We start from the raw sequence: 15,354 nt of genomic DNA on the forward strand, positions 1-15,354 counted from the left end.
ACCCCTCTCGGTGTGGTGCGTTACTTCTTGGTCTCGACGTCTCCCGACAGGGCGGCGATGAACGCCTCCTGCGGAACCTCGACGCGGCCCACCATCTTCATGCGCTTCTTGCCCTCTTTCTGCTTTTCGAGGAGCTTGCGCTTTCGGGTGATGTCACCGCCATAGCACTTGGCGAGCACGTCTTTGCGGATCGCGCGGATCGTCTCGCGCGCGATGATGCGCGCGCCGATCGCGGCCTGGATGGGCACCTCGAACTGTTGGCGAGGGATGAGCTTGCGCAGGCGCTCGGCCATGAGCGTGCCATACGCGTACGCCTTCTCGCGGTGCACGATCGAGCTGAACGCGTCGACCTTGTCGCCCTGGAGCAGGATGTCGACCTTGACCAGGTCGGCGGTCTGCTGGCCGGCGGGTTCGTAGTCGAGGCTCGCGTAGCCCTGGGTGCGTGACTTGAGGTGGTCGAAGAAGTCGAAGACGATCTCGCCCAGGGGCATGTGGTACCGCAGCTCGACGCGGTCCTCACTGAGGTACTCCATGCCGAGCAGCGTGCCGCGGCGCGTCTGACAGAGCTCCATGACGGTGCCGACGTAGTCCTTCGGCAGCAGGATGCCGACCTTGACGATCGGCTCCGAGACCGAGGCGACGCGCCCGTCGGGGTACTCGCTGGGGTTGGTGACCGACACGGTCTCGCCGGTGTCGGTGGTGACCTCGTACGTCACCGACGGCGCGGTGGTGATGAGGTCGAGTCCGAACTCTCGCGAGAGACGCTCGGTGATGATCTCGAGGTGCAGGAGGCCGAGGAAGCCGCAGCGGAAGCCGAAGCCCAGGGCGACCGAGGTCTCGGGCTCGTACTGCAGCGAGGCGTCGGAGAGCTTGAGCTTGTCGAGAGCTTCGCGCAGCTCGGCGTAGTCGCTGCCGTCGATCGGGTAGATGCCCGAGAAGACCATGGGCTTCGGATCGGTGTAGCCCGGAAGCGCGTCGGTGGCGGGCTTGCGGTGCGTGGTGATCGTGTCGCCGACCTTCGACTGGCGCACGTCTTTCACACCCGTGATGAGGTAGCCGACCTCGCCGACGCCGAGGCCCTTGGTGGGGACCGGCTCGGGGCTCGAGACGCCGATCTCGAGGGCCTCGTGCGTCGCGCCGGTCGACATCATCTGCAGACGCTCGCGCGGCTGTAGCGACCCGTCGATCATGCGCACGTAGGTGACGACGCCGCGGTAGGCGTCGTAGACCGAGTCGAAGATCATGGCGCGCGCGGGGGCGTCGGCCGTGCCGACCGGGGCGGGGATCTTCTCGACGATCAGGTCGAGCAGCTCTTCGACGCCCATGCCGGTTTTGCCGCTGACGCGCAGCACGTCGGCGGGGTCGCCGCCGATGAGGCCGGCGAGCTCCGCGGCGTACTTGTCGGGGTCGGCCGCCGGAAGGTCGATCTTGTTCAGCACCGGGATGATCGTCAGATCGTTCTCGAGCGCCAGGTACAGGTTGGCGAGCGTCTGGGCCTCGATGCCCTGAGCGGCGTCGACGAGCAGGATCGCGCCCTCGCAGGCGGCGAGAGAACGGCTGACCTCGTAGGTGAAGTCGACGTGCCCGGGTGTGTCGATCATGTTGAGGGCGAAGGTGCCGTCGGTCGTGGACCACGGCATGCGCACGGCCTGCGACTTGATCGTGATGCCGCGCTCGCGCTCGATGTCCATGCGGTCGAGGTACTGCGCCCGCATATCGCGGTCGCTGACCACGCCGGTGATCTGCAGCATGCGGTCGGCCAACGTCGACTTGCCGTGGTCGATGTGAGCGATGATGCAGAAGTTGCGGATCTGCTCCGGCGGAGTGGCAGACGGCTCGAGGGGCTTCAGGGCGCGCGGTGACATGTTCCGTCGATTCTACGGTGGTGCGCCGACATCGCCGTCCCCGGGTGCTCGGGGTTCTGGCATCCGGTGCTCCTGGCGCCCTGCTTCCGGCGCGAGATCACGTGACCTGGCCGAGGCCCCACTGCATGTCGGGTGTCCTCGTCCAGGTCACGTGATCTCGACGCGGCGGGGCCTGGGCGCCCGGCGGTTCTCGTGCTTCTACCCTGGATGCCATGGCGGTCCAGGTCGTGCTCGTGCACGGCATCCGCACGTCCTCGACGATGTGGCGGGCGCAGGTCGCGCGCTTGCGGGACCGCGGCACGCCCGTCGCCGCCGTCGATCTCCCGGGGCACGGGAGGCGCCGGGGCGAGGTGTTCTCGCTCGATGAGGCATTCGCGACCATCGATGGCGCGGTTCGGGATGCCGGGAGGCTCGGGCCCGTGCTGCTGGTGGGGCATTCCATGGGTGGGTTGCTCGGTACCGAGTACGTGGGCGGCGAGGACCGGCCTCCGGTGGCGGGGTTCGTGGCGGCGTCGTGCACCTCGCTCCCCCGCGGAATCGGGCTGTCCGCGTACCGCTTCTTCACGCGGCGTTTCGACAGCCTCCCCGATCGCGGTCTGGGACTCACGAACCGCATGCTCGACCGCACCCTCCCTCCTGAGACACGGCCCGACTTCGGTGCCGGCGGGTACGCCTTCGACGCGCAGGACACGGCCCTGTCGGCTCTCGCTGAGCTCGACGTCGTGGCAGCCCTTCGTCGAATCGACGTGCCCCTGTGGTTCGTGAACGGTCAATGGGATCAGCTCCGGATGAACGAGCGGATGTTCCTCACCGTCGACCCGCACGCGGAGCTCATCGTGGTTCCAGGCACGACGCACCTCGTCACGGCGATGCGCCCGCGCGTTTTCAACGCGCTGCTGGAGGTGGCGCTCACCACGATCGAGGCATCGACCTGATAGACTCGGCTCTTGGCTTGCGTGTGGGGTTTTTCCCGACCTCCACGATCGCCGGTGCAGCGCCCCTCTACCGCTCGCCCGGCACAATCCCATACTCATTCGAACGAAAGACCCTCGACGTGGCGAACATCAAGTCGCAGATCAAGCGCAACAAGACCAACGAGAAGGCGCGCGAGCGCAACAAGGCCGTGAAGAGCGAGCTCCGCACGCACGTGCGTCGCACCAAGGAGGCCGTCGTGGCCGGCGACAAGGAAGCAGCCCTCAAGGCGCTCGCCACCGCGACCAAGAAGCTCGACAAGGCCGTGAGCAAGGGTGTCATCCACCAGAACCAGGCCGCGAACCGCAAGTCGGCCATCGCGAAGTCGGTCGCCGCTCTCTGAGTCGCAGATCTTTTCCAGGCCCGTCCCGTGTTCCACGGGGCGGGCCTTTGCGTTGCGCGCCGGCCGATCGTGCCGCGCTGCCGGGGGCTGTCAACCGCCGACGATGCGGTGCTGCAGTCGCTCGAGGGCGGGCAGGGCCGCGGCAATCGTGGCGACATCCCCCGGGGAGAGGTCCCGAAGAGCTGCGGCGAGGATATGGGCCGCGGACTCGTCGAATGCGCGCAGGCGCGTCTCGGCGAGCGGCGTGAGTCCGACGCTGGTGCGTCGTCCGTCGCCGGCGACCAGGTGCCGCTCGATGAGCCGTGCACCCTGCATCTGCGAGAGCAGGTTGCTGATGGTCGACCGGGCGAGGCCGAGCGTATCGGCGAGATCGGACGGCGCGCTCTCCCCCGTCGCCGCCAGCGAGCGCATGACCTCGATCTGCGCTTCGGGAATGTCCGGGAGGTCGGCGGCCGATCGGGACGCCCGGAGGACGGCACGGCGCAGCGGACCGAGCTGGTGTGCGAGCGAGCCGGCGGTGCGAGTGATGCCATCGTCCATCGTCGAAGTGTAGGCCGGAAATATGTTTGACACAGAACTAGTTTGGTCACAAACTCATTCCATGGAGATCAACACCACCGTCGCCCGCCCCGAACCTCCCCAGGACCTGTCCGGCATCGTCGGACATCGCTTCATCTATACCTACGCCAACGGCTGGCAATACGAGATGTACGTCAAGAACGCCACCACGATCGACTACCGCATCCACAGCGGTCACGTCGGCGGCCGCTGGGTGAAGGATCAGACCGTAGACCTCGTCGCTCTCGCGACGGATGTCTACAAGGTCTCGTGGAACGAGCCGACGGGTACGAGCGTCGTCGTCAATGTGCTCCCCGCGTCGCGCGTGCTGCACGGCACCATCTTCTTCCCCCGCTGGATCGAAGTCGACGGGCATAAGACCGTGCTCTTCCAGAACGACCACCTCGACGACATGCAGCGCTATCGCGACGAGGGTCCCACCTACCCGATCTACGTCGTTCCGGAGTTCGCCCACATCACGCTCTTCGAGCACGTCGGCGAGAACGACGAGACCGTGATCGACACCGCCCCCGGCGACCTGCCCGCCGGCTGGTCGGACCGGACGAACTGATGGCCGCCGACGCGCACCTCACCCCCCTCACCCTCTCCCACGGCGATCGCACCCTGCGCGGGTGGCAGTGGGAGCCCGTCGCCGGCGTTACCGATGCCGCCCCGCGCGTGCTGCTCGTGCACGGATTCAGCGCGGACGCGACCGGCGGGCATCAGCTGTTCGTGCAGGCCGCGCGTCACCTCGTCGAGCGCGGCGCCGTGGTTCGCAGTTACAGCCGGCTCGGTCAGGGCATGAGTGATGGTGTTTTCTCGGAGATCACGATCGGCGACGAGGTCGACCAAGTGGTGGGCATGATCCGTGCCTTCGCCGTCGAGGGGCCCGTCCATGTCGTGGCGCACAGCCTCGGCGCGGTGGAGTCCGCTCTCGCCGCGGCTCGCGTGCCCGAGCTCGTTCGCACGCTGACGCTGTGGTCGCCGGCGGGCGTCGTCGTCGACGACATCACGGTGCACGACGCGATCCAGGGCCAGTCCCTCGCGCCGGCTCGCGAGCAGGGATGGTTCGATTTCGGAGGGATGCCGCTGGGCATGGCGTTCATCGACGAGGTGACCGCGGGCCTCGACGTCTACGGGCCTGTTACGACCTACACCGGTCCTGCCGACGTCGTGCACGGAACGCAGGACACGATCGTGCCGGTGGAGTACGGCGCTCGGTACGCAGAACTGTTGCCGGGGGCGTCGCTCACCGTCGTCGACGGTGCGGACCACGGCTGGTCGTCGACCCCGTGGCGTCGGCGTCTGTTCGAGATTCTCGACGCACGAGTGGGCTTTGCGGACTGACTTCGGGCTCGCCGTCGCGTCACGTGGGGCGCGACGGCGAGCGCTCGGCTAGCCGCCGTAGGGTGCCCGGGTCGCGATGATCGTGATCATGCGCTCGAGAGCGAAGACGGGGTCTCGCGACGCGCCTTTGACCTCGGCGTCGGCGCGTGCGGTGGCGTGGATCGCCATGCCCAGCGTGTTTCCGGTCCACCCGACGAGGTCGCGGCGGGCGCGGTCGACCTGCCAGTCCTTCATGCCGAGGCGCTGGGCGAGCACCGACGACGACTCCCGGGTTCCCGCGACGCGGGCCATCGTGCGCAGCTTCATGGCGACGGCGGCGACGAGCGGCACCGGGTCGGCTCCGGATGCCAGCGCGTGCCGCAGCGCGAGAAGAGCGGGGCCGTACTGGCCGGCGATGGCGGTGTCGGCCACGGTGAAGGCCGAGGTCTCGACGCGCCCCCCGTAGTAGCGCTCGACGGTGCGCTCGTCGATGTCGCCGGGGACGTCGGAGATGAGCTGCTGGCAGGCGGCGGCGAGCTCGGTGAGATCGTCGGCGAACGCCGAGACGAGAGAGCGCAGAGCGACCGGGGCGATGCGCTTGTGCGCAGCCTTGAACTCGCCGACGGCGAAGTCGAAGCGGTCGGAGTCGCGCTTGACGGCGGGGCAGGCGATCTCTATGCCATTGCCCTGACCGGCACGGATGCCGTCGAGCAGCTTCTTGCCGCGAACGCTCGCGCCGGTGTGCCGCAAGACCACCGTGGCGCCGTCCTGGGGGTGGGCGAGGTACGACACCGCCTCGGTGAGGAAGGTGTCGGTGCACTTCTCGACGCCGCTGACGCGGACGAGACGCGGCTCGCCGAACAGGGAGGGCGACGTGACACTGAGCAGGGTGCCGGCGGCGTAGTCGTCGGCACGGATGTCGGTGACCTCGAGGCTGGGGTCTTCGCTCTTCAACATCGATCGGATGCCCGCGATCGCGCGCTCCGCGCAGACCTCTTCGGGGCCTGAGACGAGGACGAGGGGCGCGGGTTGCGGAGAACGCCACGAGACCTGAGGAATGGTCGACTTCGCCTTTGCGGGGGCGGAGCGTCGGGGAGCCGGGGTCACTCTCCCAGCCTACCGATCGGTTCCGACATCGCCGGGCGGCGGCGAGTCGCCGATCCCCGCGTCGGCTCGCTCCCGCCACAGCGTCAACCGTCCGTCTGCATCGAGCCAGACCGCGAGTGCGCCGTCACGATCGGTGCGTGCCGCGGTCGTTCCGAGAGCCGTCAGGAGGCCGAGGAGCTTCGCGGTCGGATGACCGTAGTCGTTGTCGGCGCCGACGCCGATGAGCCCGACCGTGGGGTGCAGAGCGCGGTAGAGCTCGGCATCCTGATCGGCGCTGCCGTGGTGCGAGACCTTCACGACCTGCACGCGGGGGACGTCGATGCGCCGGCGGAGGGTGTATTGCGCCTGCTCACCCAGGTCGCCCAGGAGCACGGTGCGCGGGAAACCCGCTCCGACGACGTCGAGGGCGACCGAGGCGTCGTTGCCGGGTTCGACGTTCGGCAGCGGGCCGAGCGCCTGCCATCGCGTGGTGCCCACGGCTCCCGTCATCCCGATCGTCGCGAGCTGGAGGCGGGCTCCTGCGGCCGCGAACCGGTCGAGGAGCCGCTCGTCGTTCGCCTCGTCGGGCGGCCCGTGGACGAGGAGGTCCACCCGGCCCACGATCGCCGACGATCCGCCCACGTGGTCGAGATCGAAATGCGTGAGGACGACAACGGCCAAGCGCTCCACCCCGAACGTCTGCAGGCAGTGGGTCAGAGCCTCCGGCTCGGGTCCGGTATCGACGAGAGCCACGGCGTGCCCCGATCGCCACAGCGTCGCGTCGCCCTGGCCCACGTCGCACATCGCCACCTGCCACGCGGCAGGAACCGTGAGCGGCCCTGCCACCGTGCGCACGGCCGTCTGCCCGAGCACGAGGCCGAGCACGACGGCGACGGCGGCGGAGGCCAGAGCGGTGATTCTCGGCAGCCTTCGAGGCCGGATGACGGCGAGGCTGATGGCGGCTCCGACCGCAGCCAGCAGCGTCGCCCCGAACAGCCCGTCGGGCCACGGCAGGTTCTGCGCCGCCACCGCCGCGGTCGTGTGCGCGACGGCGGCGATCCAGGCCGCCGGCACCCAGGCGAGTGCGGTCAGTCCGTCTCGTAGCCAGGGCAACGGGGCGATACAGGCCAGGGCCCCCGCGATCGTCGCCGGGGCGGCGGCCGGGTCGGCGACGAGGTTAGCCGCGACGCCCAGCAAGGGGACGTGCGGATCGATCAGCACGATGAGCGGTCCGCAGACGAGCTGGGCCGAGGTGGGCACCGCCAGGGTCAGGGCGAGGGCGCGTGGCATCCATCGTTCCAGGCCGGTGGCCAGCGGCCGGGCGAGCACCAGCAGAGCCCCGGTGGCGGCGGCCGAGAGAGCGAAGCCGAGGGATCGGGAGAGCCACGGGTCGATCACGAGAAGAACCGTCACCGCGAGCGACAGCACCGCCACGCCGATCGCGGGGCGCCCGAGCGCGAGGGCGATCATCGCCACCGTCGCCATGGCGGCGGCGCGGACGACGCTGGGCTCGGGCGTCACGAGAGCCACGAACGCGGTCAGCACCAGCATCGCCCCCACCACCCGTGCGACGCGGGACGCTCCGCAGAGAGCCAGCACGGCGAACGCTGCACCGACGACGATCGCGCAGTTCGCGCCCGAGACCGCGGTGAGGTGCGACAGCGACGAGGCGTTCATGGCGGCCTCGGTGGCGGGGTCGAGGCTGGAGGTGTCGCCCACGGCGAGTCCGGGGACGAGACCCGCCCCCGGCTGTGGGAGGCCCCGTGTCGAGGCCACGAGACCGTCGCGGAGCCCCTCGAAGACGGCCCACACCCCGCCCGGGGCCGAGGCGGTTTCGATCGAGCTCGCCCGCACGACGAGAGCGGCTCGCTCCGCCGGGTCGGAGGGCACGGCCCGTCCGGTCAGCCGGACCTCGCTCCCCATGCTCGCATCGGCCAGCGCCGAACGTCCCTCCGGATCGACGAGAACGCGAGCGGGGATCGTGCCCGTCACGGCGAGCTTTCCCGCGCGAACGCGTGTGGCGACCGCGTCGAACCAGGCCCCGCCGTCGGGTGAACCGTCGATGCGCCCGGTGACGACGACCTCGAGCTCGAGGTGTCGTCCCCCGTCGGTCTCGAGGGCGGCGATCTGCCCCCGGGCCGGACTCACCGACGCCACGGCCCCCGCCGTGGCAGCCGAACAAGCGAGGGCGACGGCCACGACGGCGAGGAGCGCGGTGCGTCGCCACGCGTAGAGTGCGGTGGCCGCGGACGCAGCGACGGTGAGCACCACCGAGAACACGGTGGCATCTGAGACCATCGTCGCCCCGCCCGCGGCGGCCCAGGTCGCTGCGGCGACGGAGACCGCACGAAGAGAACGTCGGCGCGCACCGGGTCGGCCCTTCACACGCGCACCAGGTCGCGAAGTCCGGCGAGCATCTTCTCGCCGATGCCCGGGACCGACAGCAGATCGTCGACGCTCGTGAAACGCCCATTCGTCTTGCGCCACTCCAGGATGCGGTCGGCCATCGCCGGCCCGACGCGCGGGAGCTCGTCGAGTTGTTCGCGTGTGGCGGTGTTGAGGTCGAGAGGTCCGCTGGCGCCGCCGCCCGCACCGGAGGCGGGGGCGACGGTCTCGGCGCCGACAAGGGGAACGACGATCTGCTCGCCGTCGGCCACGGGACGCGCCAGGTTGACCGCGTCGCGCTGCGCATCGTCGGAGAAGCCTCCGGCGCGACCGATCGCATCGGCGACCCGGTCGCCGGCATCCAACCGATATAGCCCCGGCTCACGCACCGCGCCCGCGACGTGGACGTACAGTCCCGTTCCGGCGGGCAGACCCGCGGGCGACGAAGAAGATGACGGCGTCGGTTCGACGATCTGGGCACCCGTCGCGCCCCGCAGCATGCCGATGCCGATGGTGACGGCGAAGGCGAGGAGCACCAGGACGATCACCGCCCCGATTCCGAGGCGGGCTCGAGGGGGCAGGGCGCCCATCGCGGGGCCGGTGGAATCACGCTCTGCGTTGCCTGGACCCTGCTCCGTTTCGCGCGGGGCGCCCGGCGTCGCCGCGTTCGTGGAGAGGGGCCGGTCGGTCACGCCACGACGCTAGACAAACGGTCCTCCTCCGCGTGGAGTGCAAACGCCAGCCGGTGGACAGCCACATGCATTCTTCTGATGTGGAGGACCCGCACGCCCTGCTCGCTCAGGCCTTCTCCTCCTCGGTGGGAGGCGGGGAGTTCTCCGCCTCCGGAGCCATCACCGTTTTCGCGGTCGTCGTCCCGCCCATGCCGTACCCTCGCTACACCGCGTTCGTAGACCAAGGGATCGGCATGCAGCACCGCGACCACTCGCAGCAGATGAAGACCCATGCGCAACGGCGCGATTTGTGGCGTCGGCACCCCCTATGGGTATACGACCCGGACGACTGGAAGCTGATCACGGGGAGCCAGACGGGTGATTTGATCTGTCCGAAGCCGGGATGTCGGGCTGAACTGGTCAAGGTCCAGCGATCGAACGGGACCCGCTTCCTCAGGAACAGGCCGGGAACCGTCGATTGTGGGCACGCGTTCGGAAGGGTTTCTCGCGGCGGCCCTCCGTCCGCCGAGCACACTTGGCTCCAGCAGAGGCTGGCCATGCTCTGCGCCGACCTCGGCTACGCAGCGTTCCCGGAGTACGCCCACGCCGACGTGTGGGTGGACGGACCGCGTCCGCATGCCATCGAAGTGCAACGCTGGACGACCGATTTCGCCGCGCGCACGAGCGCGCGAAGACACGCCGGTGCCGACGTGATCTGGTTACTTCCCGAAAGCGCCACCAGTCCCCAGCTGAAGCGCGCGCTTTTCCGGCAGCCAGCGGCCCGCCTTCGCGTTTTCCAAGCGCCTGGTCGCTCCGTGGAGGCGCGTCCGTGGGAGCCGGGGCACACGGGGCGAGTCCGCCTGTGGGTGGGTGCCACGGTGATGCGCATGGCCGATGATGGACGATCCCTCACGAGCGCGGGAAACTACGACGCACGAGAATTCCTACGGGAAGTCCTGAGCGGTGAGCGGCTATGGTACGGACCCAACGCGGTCGGTTTCGCCTACGGTTCCGGGTGGGCGCGGGTGGAGGATGTCGCGGCCGTGCGTGCCGTACATCGGCGGCCGGCCCGACCGAGAGTGCAAACAGAGCCTGCAGCTGCTGCCACAACGGGGTCCCCACCTTCTCCGCAGCCGAGCGACCGTCATGCGGGGAACGTAAGCGCGACTCCCCCGTCACCCCAGGCTGAGCCCACGGTCACGATCACGGCGACGGAACGCGAGACGGCTCCCTCCGCGGACATACGTCTCACACCGACCGACGAGGACGCAACGCCACCCCTTTCGATCGATGGGGCGGGGCATAGCCGCATGAGTGGAGACAGCTCACAGCCGAAGCGCTGGATCCATCGGCTCCTCTCCTGGCTCTTCCACTGACCCACCTCAAAGCTACTTCGTCGACGCCGGGCTTCTCGATCGCGCCCGCGACGGAACGATCTACTTTCGCCCTCGCTGAATCCCTCGACGCCGCCCCCGAGAACGACGGAGGCCACGGCCCCCCGCACTCCGCAGAGCGCCGGGGACGTGGCATCCGGAGCGAGAACCTACTTCGTCGAGAAGCTGACCACCTTCGGCGGACGCACCACCGCGCGCACGATCTCCTGCTCGCCCAGGGCGCGGACGATGCGCTCGTCGCCGCGGGCGAGGGCCTCGAGCTCGTCGGCGCCGATCTTGGCCGAGACCTCGAGCGTGCCGCGCACCTTGCCGTCGATCTGCACGACGGCGGTGACCGTGTCTTCGACGAGCAGCGTGGGGTCGGCCTGACGCCAGGTCGCGAGTCCCACGAAACCGTCGTAGCCGAGCGTCGCCCACATCTCTTCCGCGGTGTGCGGGGCGAACAGGTCGAGGGTCATCGCGATGACCTCGGCCGCCTCGCGGACGGCGGGGTCGCTCGCGCCCGCCTTTCCGTCGATCGCCTTGCGGGTGGCGTTGACGAGCTCCATCAGGCGGGCGACGACGACGTTGAACTTCGTCTGCTCGATGAGGTTCGCGGCATCCGCCAGCAGGCGATGCGTGACACGGCGGAGCGAGGAGTCGCCCTCGGCCCAGACCACGTCGGTCTCGCTGTCGACGTCGTGAGCGATGCGCAGGGCGCGGGCGAGGAACTTGGCCGCACCCGTCGTCGAGACGTCGTTCCAGTCTTTGTCGTCTTCCACGGGGCCCGCGAAGGCGAGCGCGACGCGCAGGGCGTCGGCGCCGTGGGCGTCGAGCTCCTCCTGGAACAGCACCAGGTTGCCCTTGCTCTTCGACATCTTCGTGCCGTCGAGGATGACCATGCCCTGGTTGATGAGGCTCGAGAACGGCTCGGTGAACTCCACCAGGCCCATGTCGAAGAGGGCCTTGGTGATGAAGCGCGCGTACAGCAGGTGCAGGATCGCGTGCTCGACGCCGCCGATATAGAAGTCGACGGGGCCCCACTTGTTCGCCTCGCGGGCGGAGAACGCCTCGGTCTCGCTGTTCGGCGACAGGAAGCGCAGGTAGTACCACGAGCTGTCGACGAAGGTGTCCATCGTGTCGGGGTCGCGCAGCAGCGTCTGGCCCGTCTCGGGGTCGGTCACCTGCACCCAGTCGGTGGCCGCGCCGAGCGGCGAGGTTCCCTTGGGCTTGAGGTCGAGTCCCTCGACCGAGGGCAGCGTCACCGGCAGCTGGTCGGCGGGAACCGGCGTGATCGAGCCGTCCTCCCCGTGCAGCATCGGGATGGGCGTCCCCCAGTAGCGCTGACGCGAGATCAGCCAGTCGCGCAGGCGGTACGTCTTGGCGGCGCGGCCGACGCCCTTGGCTTCGAGCTCCTCGATCATGCGGGTGATCGCGTGACGCTTCGACAGCCCGTTGAGCGAGCCCGAGTTCATCATGCGACCGTCTCCGGTGAGCGCGATGCCGGTCTTGACCGGATCCAGGTCGTCGATGTCGCCGAGCGGGTCGATCGGCACGCCCTCGTCGTCGAGCTCGATGACCGGGATCGCGCCGGTGATCGGCGCGGTCGTGTCGACGACGACCTTCACGGGCAGGTCGAAGGCACGGGCGAAGTCGAGGTCGCGCTGGTCGTGCGCGGGCACGGCCATGACCGCGCCGTGACCGTAGTCGGCCAAGACGTAGTCGGCGGCCCAGATGGGCAGCTTCTCGCCGTTGACCGGGTTGATCGCGTGGTGACCGAGGAACACCCCGGTCTTGGGGCGGTCGGTCGCCTGACGCTCGATGTCGGTCGCGCGCTGCACCTGAGCCAGGTATGCCTCGAACGTCTCGCGCACCCCCTGATCCGCGGATGCCGCGAGCTCGGTCGCCAGATCGGACTCGGGCGCGACGACGAAGAACGTCGCTCCGTGGAGCGTGTCGGGGCGGGTGGAGAAGACCGTGATCTTGTCGTCGCGGCCCTCGATCTCGAACTCGATGTCGGCGCCGATCGAGCGGCCGATCCAGTTGCGCTGCATCTGGATGACCTTGCTCGGCCAGAAGCCCTCGAGCTGGTTCAGATCGTCGAGCAGGCGGTCGGCGTAGTCGGTGATGCGCAGGAACCACTGCGTCAGCTTCTTCTTGACGACGACGGCGCCGCTGCGCTCGGAGGTGCCGTCGGGCAGCACCTGCTCGTTGGCGAGCACGGTCTGATCCACCGGGTCCCAGTTGACCAGGGCGTCCTTGCGGTAGGCCAGGCCCTTCTCGTACAGCTTCTGGAACAGCCACTGGTTCCATCGGTAGTACTCGGGGTCGCTGGTGTGCAGCACGCGGCTCCAGTCGAACGAGACGCCGTAGTCTTTCAGGCTCGCCTTCTGCTGCGCGATGTTGGCGTAGGTCCACTCGACGGGGTCGGCGCCGCGCTTGATGGCGGCGTTCTCTGCGGGCAGGCCGAACGAGTCCCAGCCGATCGGGTTGAGCACGTTGTAGCCGCGGTGGCGCCAGAAGCGCGCCACGATGTCGCTGTAGAGGTAATTCTCGGCGTGGCCCATGTGCAGGTCGCCCGAGGGGTAGGGGAACATCGCGAGCACGTACTTGCGGGGGCGCGTGTCATCGTCGCCCCCGGCACGGAACGGGTCTTTCTCGGCCCAAGCCTGCTGCCACTTCGCCTGGATGGCGTGGGTGTCGAAGCCCCCCTCGCGGGGGTCTGCTGCGGAGTTCTGAGACACGGGTGAAGCCAATCGTGAAGGTCGGGAGGCCGCGGGGACCAACTCCCAGGCTATCGGACCCGCCGTCACCACCCGGGCGGTACTCGGGCACCGAGAGCGGCGAGGGGCGCTCGCGCTTTGATCCCCACCTCGGCGACCTCAGATGCAGCGACCGAGCGCCACGTGATCCCGCCGCCGGCGCCGACCCAGGCGGCATCCCGCTCCACGACGACGCTCCGGATGACCATCGCGAGGTCTGCCGCCCCGTCGTCGCCGATCCAGCCGAAGGCGCCGGAGTAGATGCCGCGCTCGGCTCCCTCGAGCTCGGCGAGGATCTGCATCGCAGACCTCTTGGGAGCCCCCGTCATGCTTCCGGCCGGGAACGCGGCGTCGAGCAGCTCCGCGATCGTGGTCCCGGGCAGGAGTCGCCCCGACACCTCGCTCACGAGCTGATGCACGGTCGGATACGTCTCCACGTCGAGGAGTCGGTCGACCCCGACCGTCGACGGTTCGCAGACGCGCGACAGGTCATTGCGCATCAGGTCGACGATCATGACGTTCTCGGCCTGCTCCTTGGCATCCGCCCGCAGCTCGTCGGCGAGGGCGCGATCGCGAGCGGGATCGGCGGAACGCGGACGCGTGCCCTTGATGGGGTGGGTGTGCACGCGGCCGTCGTGCACCTCGAGGAAGCGTTCGGGAGAAGCGCTCACCAGCGTCGCGCCACCGATGCGGACGAAACCCGCGTGGTGCGAGGCGGAGGCTTGCCGCAGCCGCCGGAACACCGCGACCGCGTCGTGCTCACCCGGCACCGTGAAGCGGGTGGTGAGGCACAGCTGGTAGGCGTCGCCCTCGCGGATCCGAGCGCGGCACGCCTCGATGAGCTCGGCGTAGCGGTCGGGACTCACGCGAGCGGATGCCGTGCCCCGGTTCGCCGCGGGATCGACGGCCGCGGCCGGCGGCGCGGCGGCGGCCCGTGCGGCGAGGTCGGCGTCGCCGAAGACGTGCACGCGTCGCCGGGTGTGGTCGAACGCGAGGAAGGTGTCAACACGGAGCCAGGAGTCCCGGCCCTCGTAGGAGCGCCAACCGACCCATCCGCCGCGGAACGGACCGGCGTCATCGGCCGCGTCGCCGAACGTTGCGACATCGCTCTGCAGGGCCCGGTCACTCGCGTCAAGGCGTCCGGTGCCCATCCAGCTCCACCCCGATGAGGCGTCGCGGCCGGCGTCGAGCCAGAACGCATCGCCCGCCGCAGCGAAGAGGTGCAGGAACATCGCCTCGGGGTCTTTCCACCGCGCCAGGGTGAACGGGGGAAGCGAGCGGGGCACGCTCCCAGGCTAGAGCGGTGCGGCGGGCCTAGGCTGACGGAGGTGAACGATATTCTCACGTCACTGCTCGACCTGGTCCGCGACGTCGACCCGGTGCTGCGTACCGTGGTCGCGGGCGTGGCCATGATGCTCGAGACCAGCGTGCTCGTGGGCCTCATCGTTCCGGGCGACACCATGGTGATCGTCGCGGGAACCGCCGTCGCCTCGCCGCTCGAGGGTGTCGTGCTGGCCGCGGCCATCGTCGTCGGGGCCCTGATCGGCGAGAGCTTCGGGTTCTGGCTGGGCCGTTATTTCGGTCCGCGCATCCGCGCCTCGCGCCTCGGACAGAAGCTCGGCGAACGCAACTGGGAGCGCGCCGACCGGTACCTGCGTCGGCGCGGCGGACCGGCGATCTTCCTGTCACGATTCCTGCCGGTGCTCCATTCCCTGGTGCCGCTGACGGTCGGCATGAGCGGCTACAGCTACCGTCGCTTCCTCGCGTGGACGACTCCCGCGTGCCTCGTCTGGTCGAGCCTGTACGTCACGGTGGCGGCCTCGGCCGCGGGTACCTACCGCGAGCTCTCCGACCGCATCCACTACGCGGGCTATGTCTTCGTCGGCATCCTCGTGGTCTTCTTCGTGCTGGTCTTCGTCGGCAAGAAAATCATCGAGCGCATGGAACGCCGTCACCTCGCCGATGAGGCCGCCCCCCTCGAACCGGTGGACGGTGACGTGAAAGACTGAGGGA

12 protein-coding genes are annotated in these 15,354 nt (G+C 69.3%); 5 read left to right on the forward strand and 7 right to left on the reverse strand.

Features of this window, described 5'->3' with window-relative positions; all coding sequences use genetic code 11:
- Positions 1-20: 20 nt before the first annotated feature.
- Complete coding sequence (gene lepA / locus NE358_RS08495) at positions 21-1,865, reverse strand: translation elongation factor 4 (RefSeq protein ID WP_103209214.1); 1,845 nt, start codon at positions 1,863-1,865, stop codon at positions 21-23.
- A 212-nt stretch (positions 1,866-2,077) separates the two neighbouring features.
- Between lepA and NE358_RS08500 the strand changes: the two genes are divergently transcribed.
- Positions 2,078-2,800 carry an alpha/beta fold hydrolase gene (locus NE358_RS08500; protein WP_289942592.1) on the forward strand — a complete coding sequence of 241 codons (723 nt, stop codon included), beginning with the start codon at positions 2,078-2,080 and terminating at the stop codon, positions 2,798-2,800.
- Between the two features lie 119 nt (positions 2,801-2,919).
- The gene (gene rpsT / locus NE358_RS08505) at positions 2,920-3,180 is read left to right on the forward strand and encodes a 30S ribosomal protein S20 (RefSeq protein ID WP_056231218.1); all 261 of its coding nucleotides are present in this window, start codon (positions 2,920-2,922) and stop codon (positions 3,178-3,180) included.
- Between the two features lie 90 nt (positions 3,181-3,270).
- On the opposite strand, the gene NE358_RS08510 is transcribed toward rpsT, so the two are convergent.
- A complete protein-coding gene (locus NE358_RS08510; protein WP_116239842.1) occupies positions 3,271-3,720 on the reverse strand; it encodes a MarR family winged helix-turn-helix transcriptional regulator in 450 nt (149 codons plus the stop codon).
- Positions 3,721-3,781: 61 nt separating this feature from the next.
- Here NE358_RS08510 and NE358_RS08515 point away from each other — a divergent pair, with 61 nt between their 5' ends.
- Both NE358_RS08515 and NE358_RS08520 read left to right on the forward strand, forming a co-directional pair.
- Entirely contained in the window at positions 3,782-4,309 is a 528-nt protein-coding gene (locus NE358_RS08515; protein WP_103209206.1) for a phenolic acid decarboxylase, read from the forward strand.
- Positions 4,309-5,085 (forward strand): alpha/beta fold hydrolase, encoded by a 777-nt coding sequence (locus tag NE358_RS08520; protein WP_141377829.1) that lies wholly within the window; start codon positions 4,309-4,311, stop codon positions 5,083-5,085. The genes NE358_RS08515 and NE358_RS08520 overlap by 1 nt, the downstream gene beginning before the upstream one ends.
- Before the next feature lie 48 nt (positions 5,086-5,133).
- Here NE358_RS08520 and holA read toward each other — a convergent pair whose 3' ends face one another.
- From holA to NE358_RS08545, 5 genes are all read right to left on the reverse strand, one after another.
- A complete protein-coding gene (gene holA, locus NE358_RS08525) occupies positions 5,134-6,171 on the reverse strand; it encodes a DNA polymerase III subunit delta (protein WP_141377827.1) in 1,038 nt (345 codons plus the stop codon).
- Between the two features lie 9 nt (positions 6,172-6,180).
- Entirely contained in the window at positions 6,181-8,535 is a 2,355-nt protein-coding gene (locus NE358_RS08530; RefSeq protein WP_289942594.1) for a ComEC/Rec2 family competence protein, read from the reverse strand.
- Positions 8,532-9,227 (reverse strand): helix-hairpin-helix domain-containing protein, encoded by a 696-nt coding sequence (locus NE358_RS08535; protein WP_353853280.1) that lies wholly within the window; start codon positions 9,225-9,227, stop codon positions 8,532-8,534. Before NE358_RS08535 ends, NE358_RS08530 begins: the two co-directional genes overlap by 4 nt.
- Before the next feature lie 1,522 nt (positions 9,228-10,749).
- On the reverse strand, positions 10,750-13,323 hold the full coding sequence (gene leuS / locus NE358_RS08540; protein ID WP_289942595.1) for a leucine--tRNA ligase: 2,574 nt from the start codon (positions 13,321-13,323) through the stop codon (positions 10,750-10,752).
- Positions 13,324-13,388: 65 nt separating this feature from the next.
- Entirely contained in the window at positions 13,389-14,627 is a 1,239-nt protein-coding gene (locus tag NE358_RS08545; protein WP_289942596.1) for an anthranilate synthase component I family protein, read from the reverse strand.
- A gap of 42 nt (positions 14,628-14,669) precedes the next feature.
- Between NE358_RS08545 and NE358_RS08550 the strand changes: the two genes are divergently transcribed.
- Entirely contained in the window at positions 14,670-15,350 is a 681-nt protein-coding gene (locus tag NE358_RS08550; protein WP_103209189.1) for a DedA family protein, read from the forward strand.
- Positions 15,351-15,354 lie beyond the last annotated feature (4 nt).

This window comes from Sphingomonas sp. G5 (genome assembly GCF_052660795.1).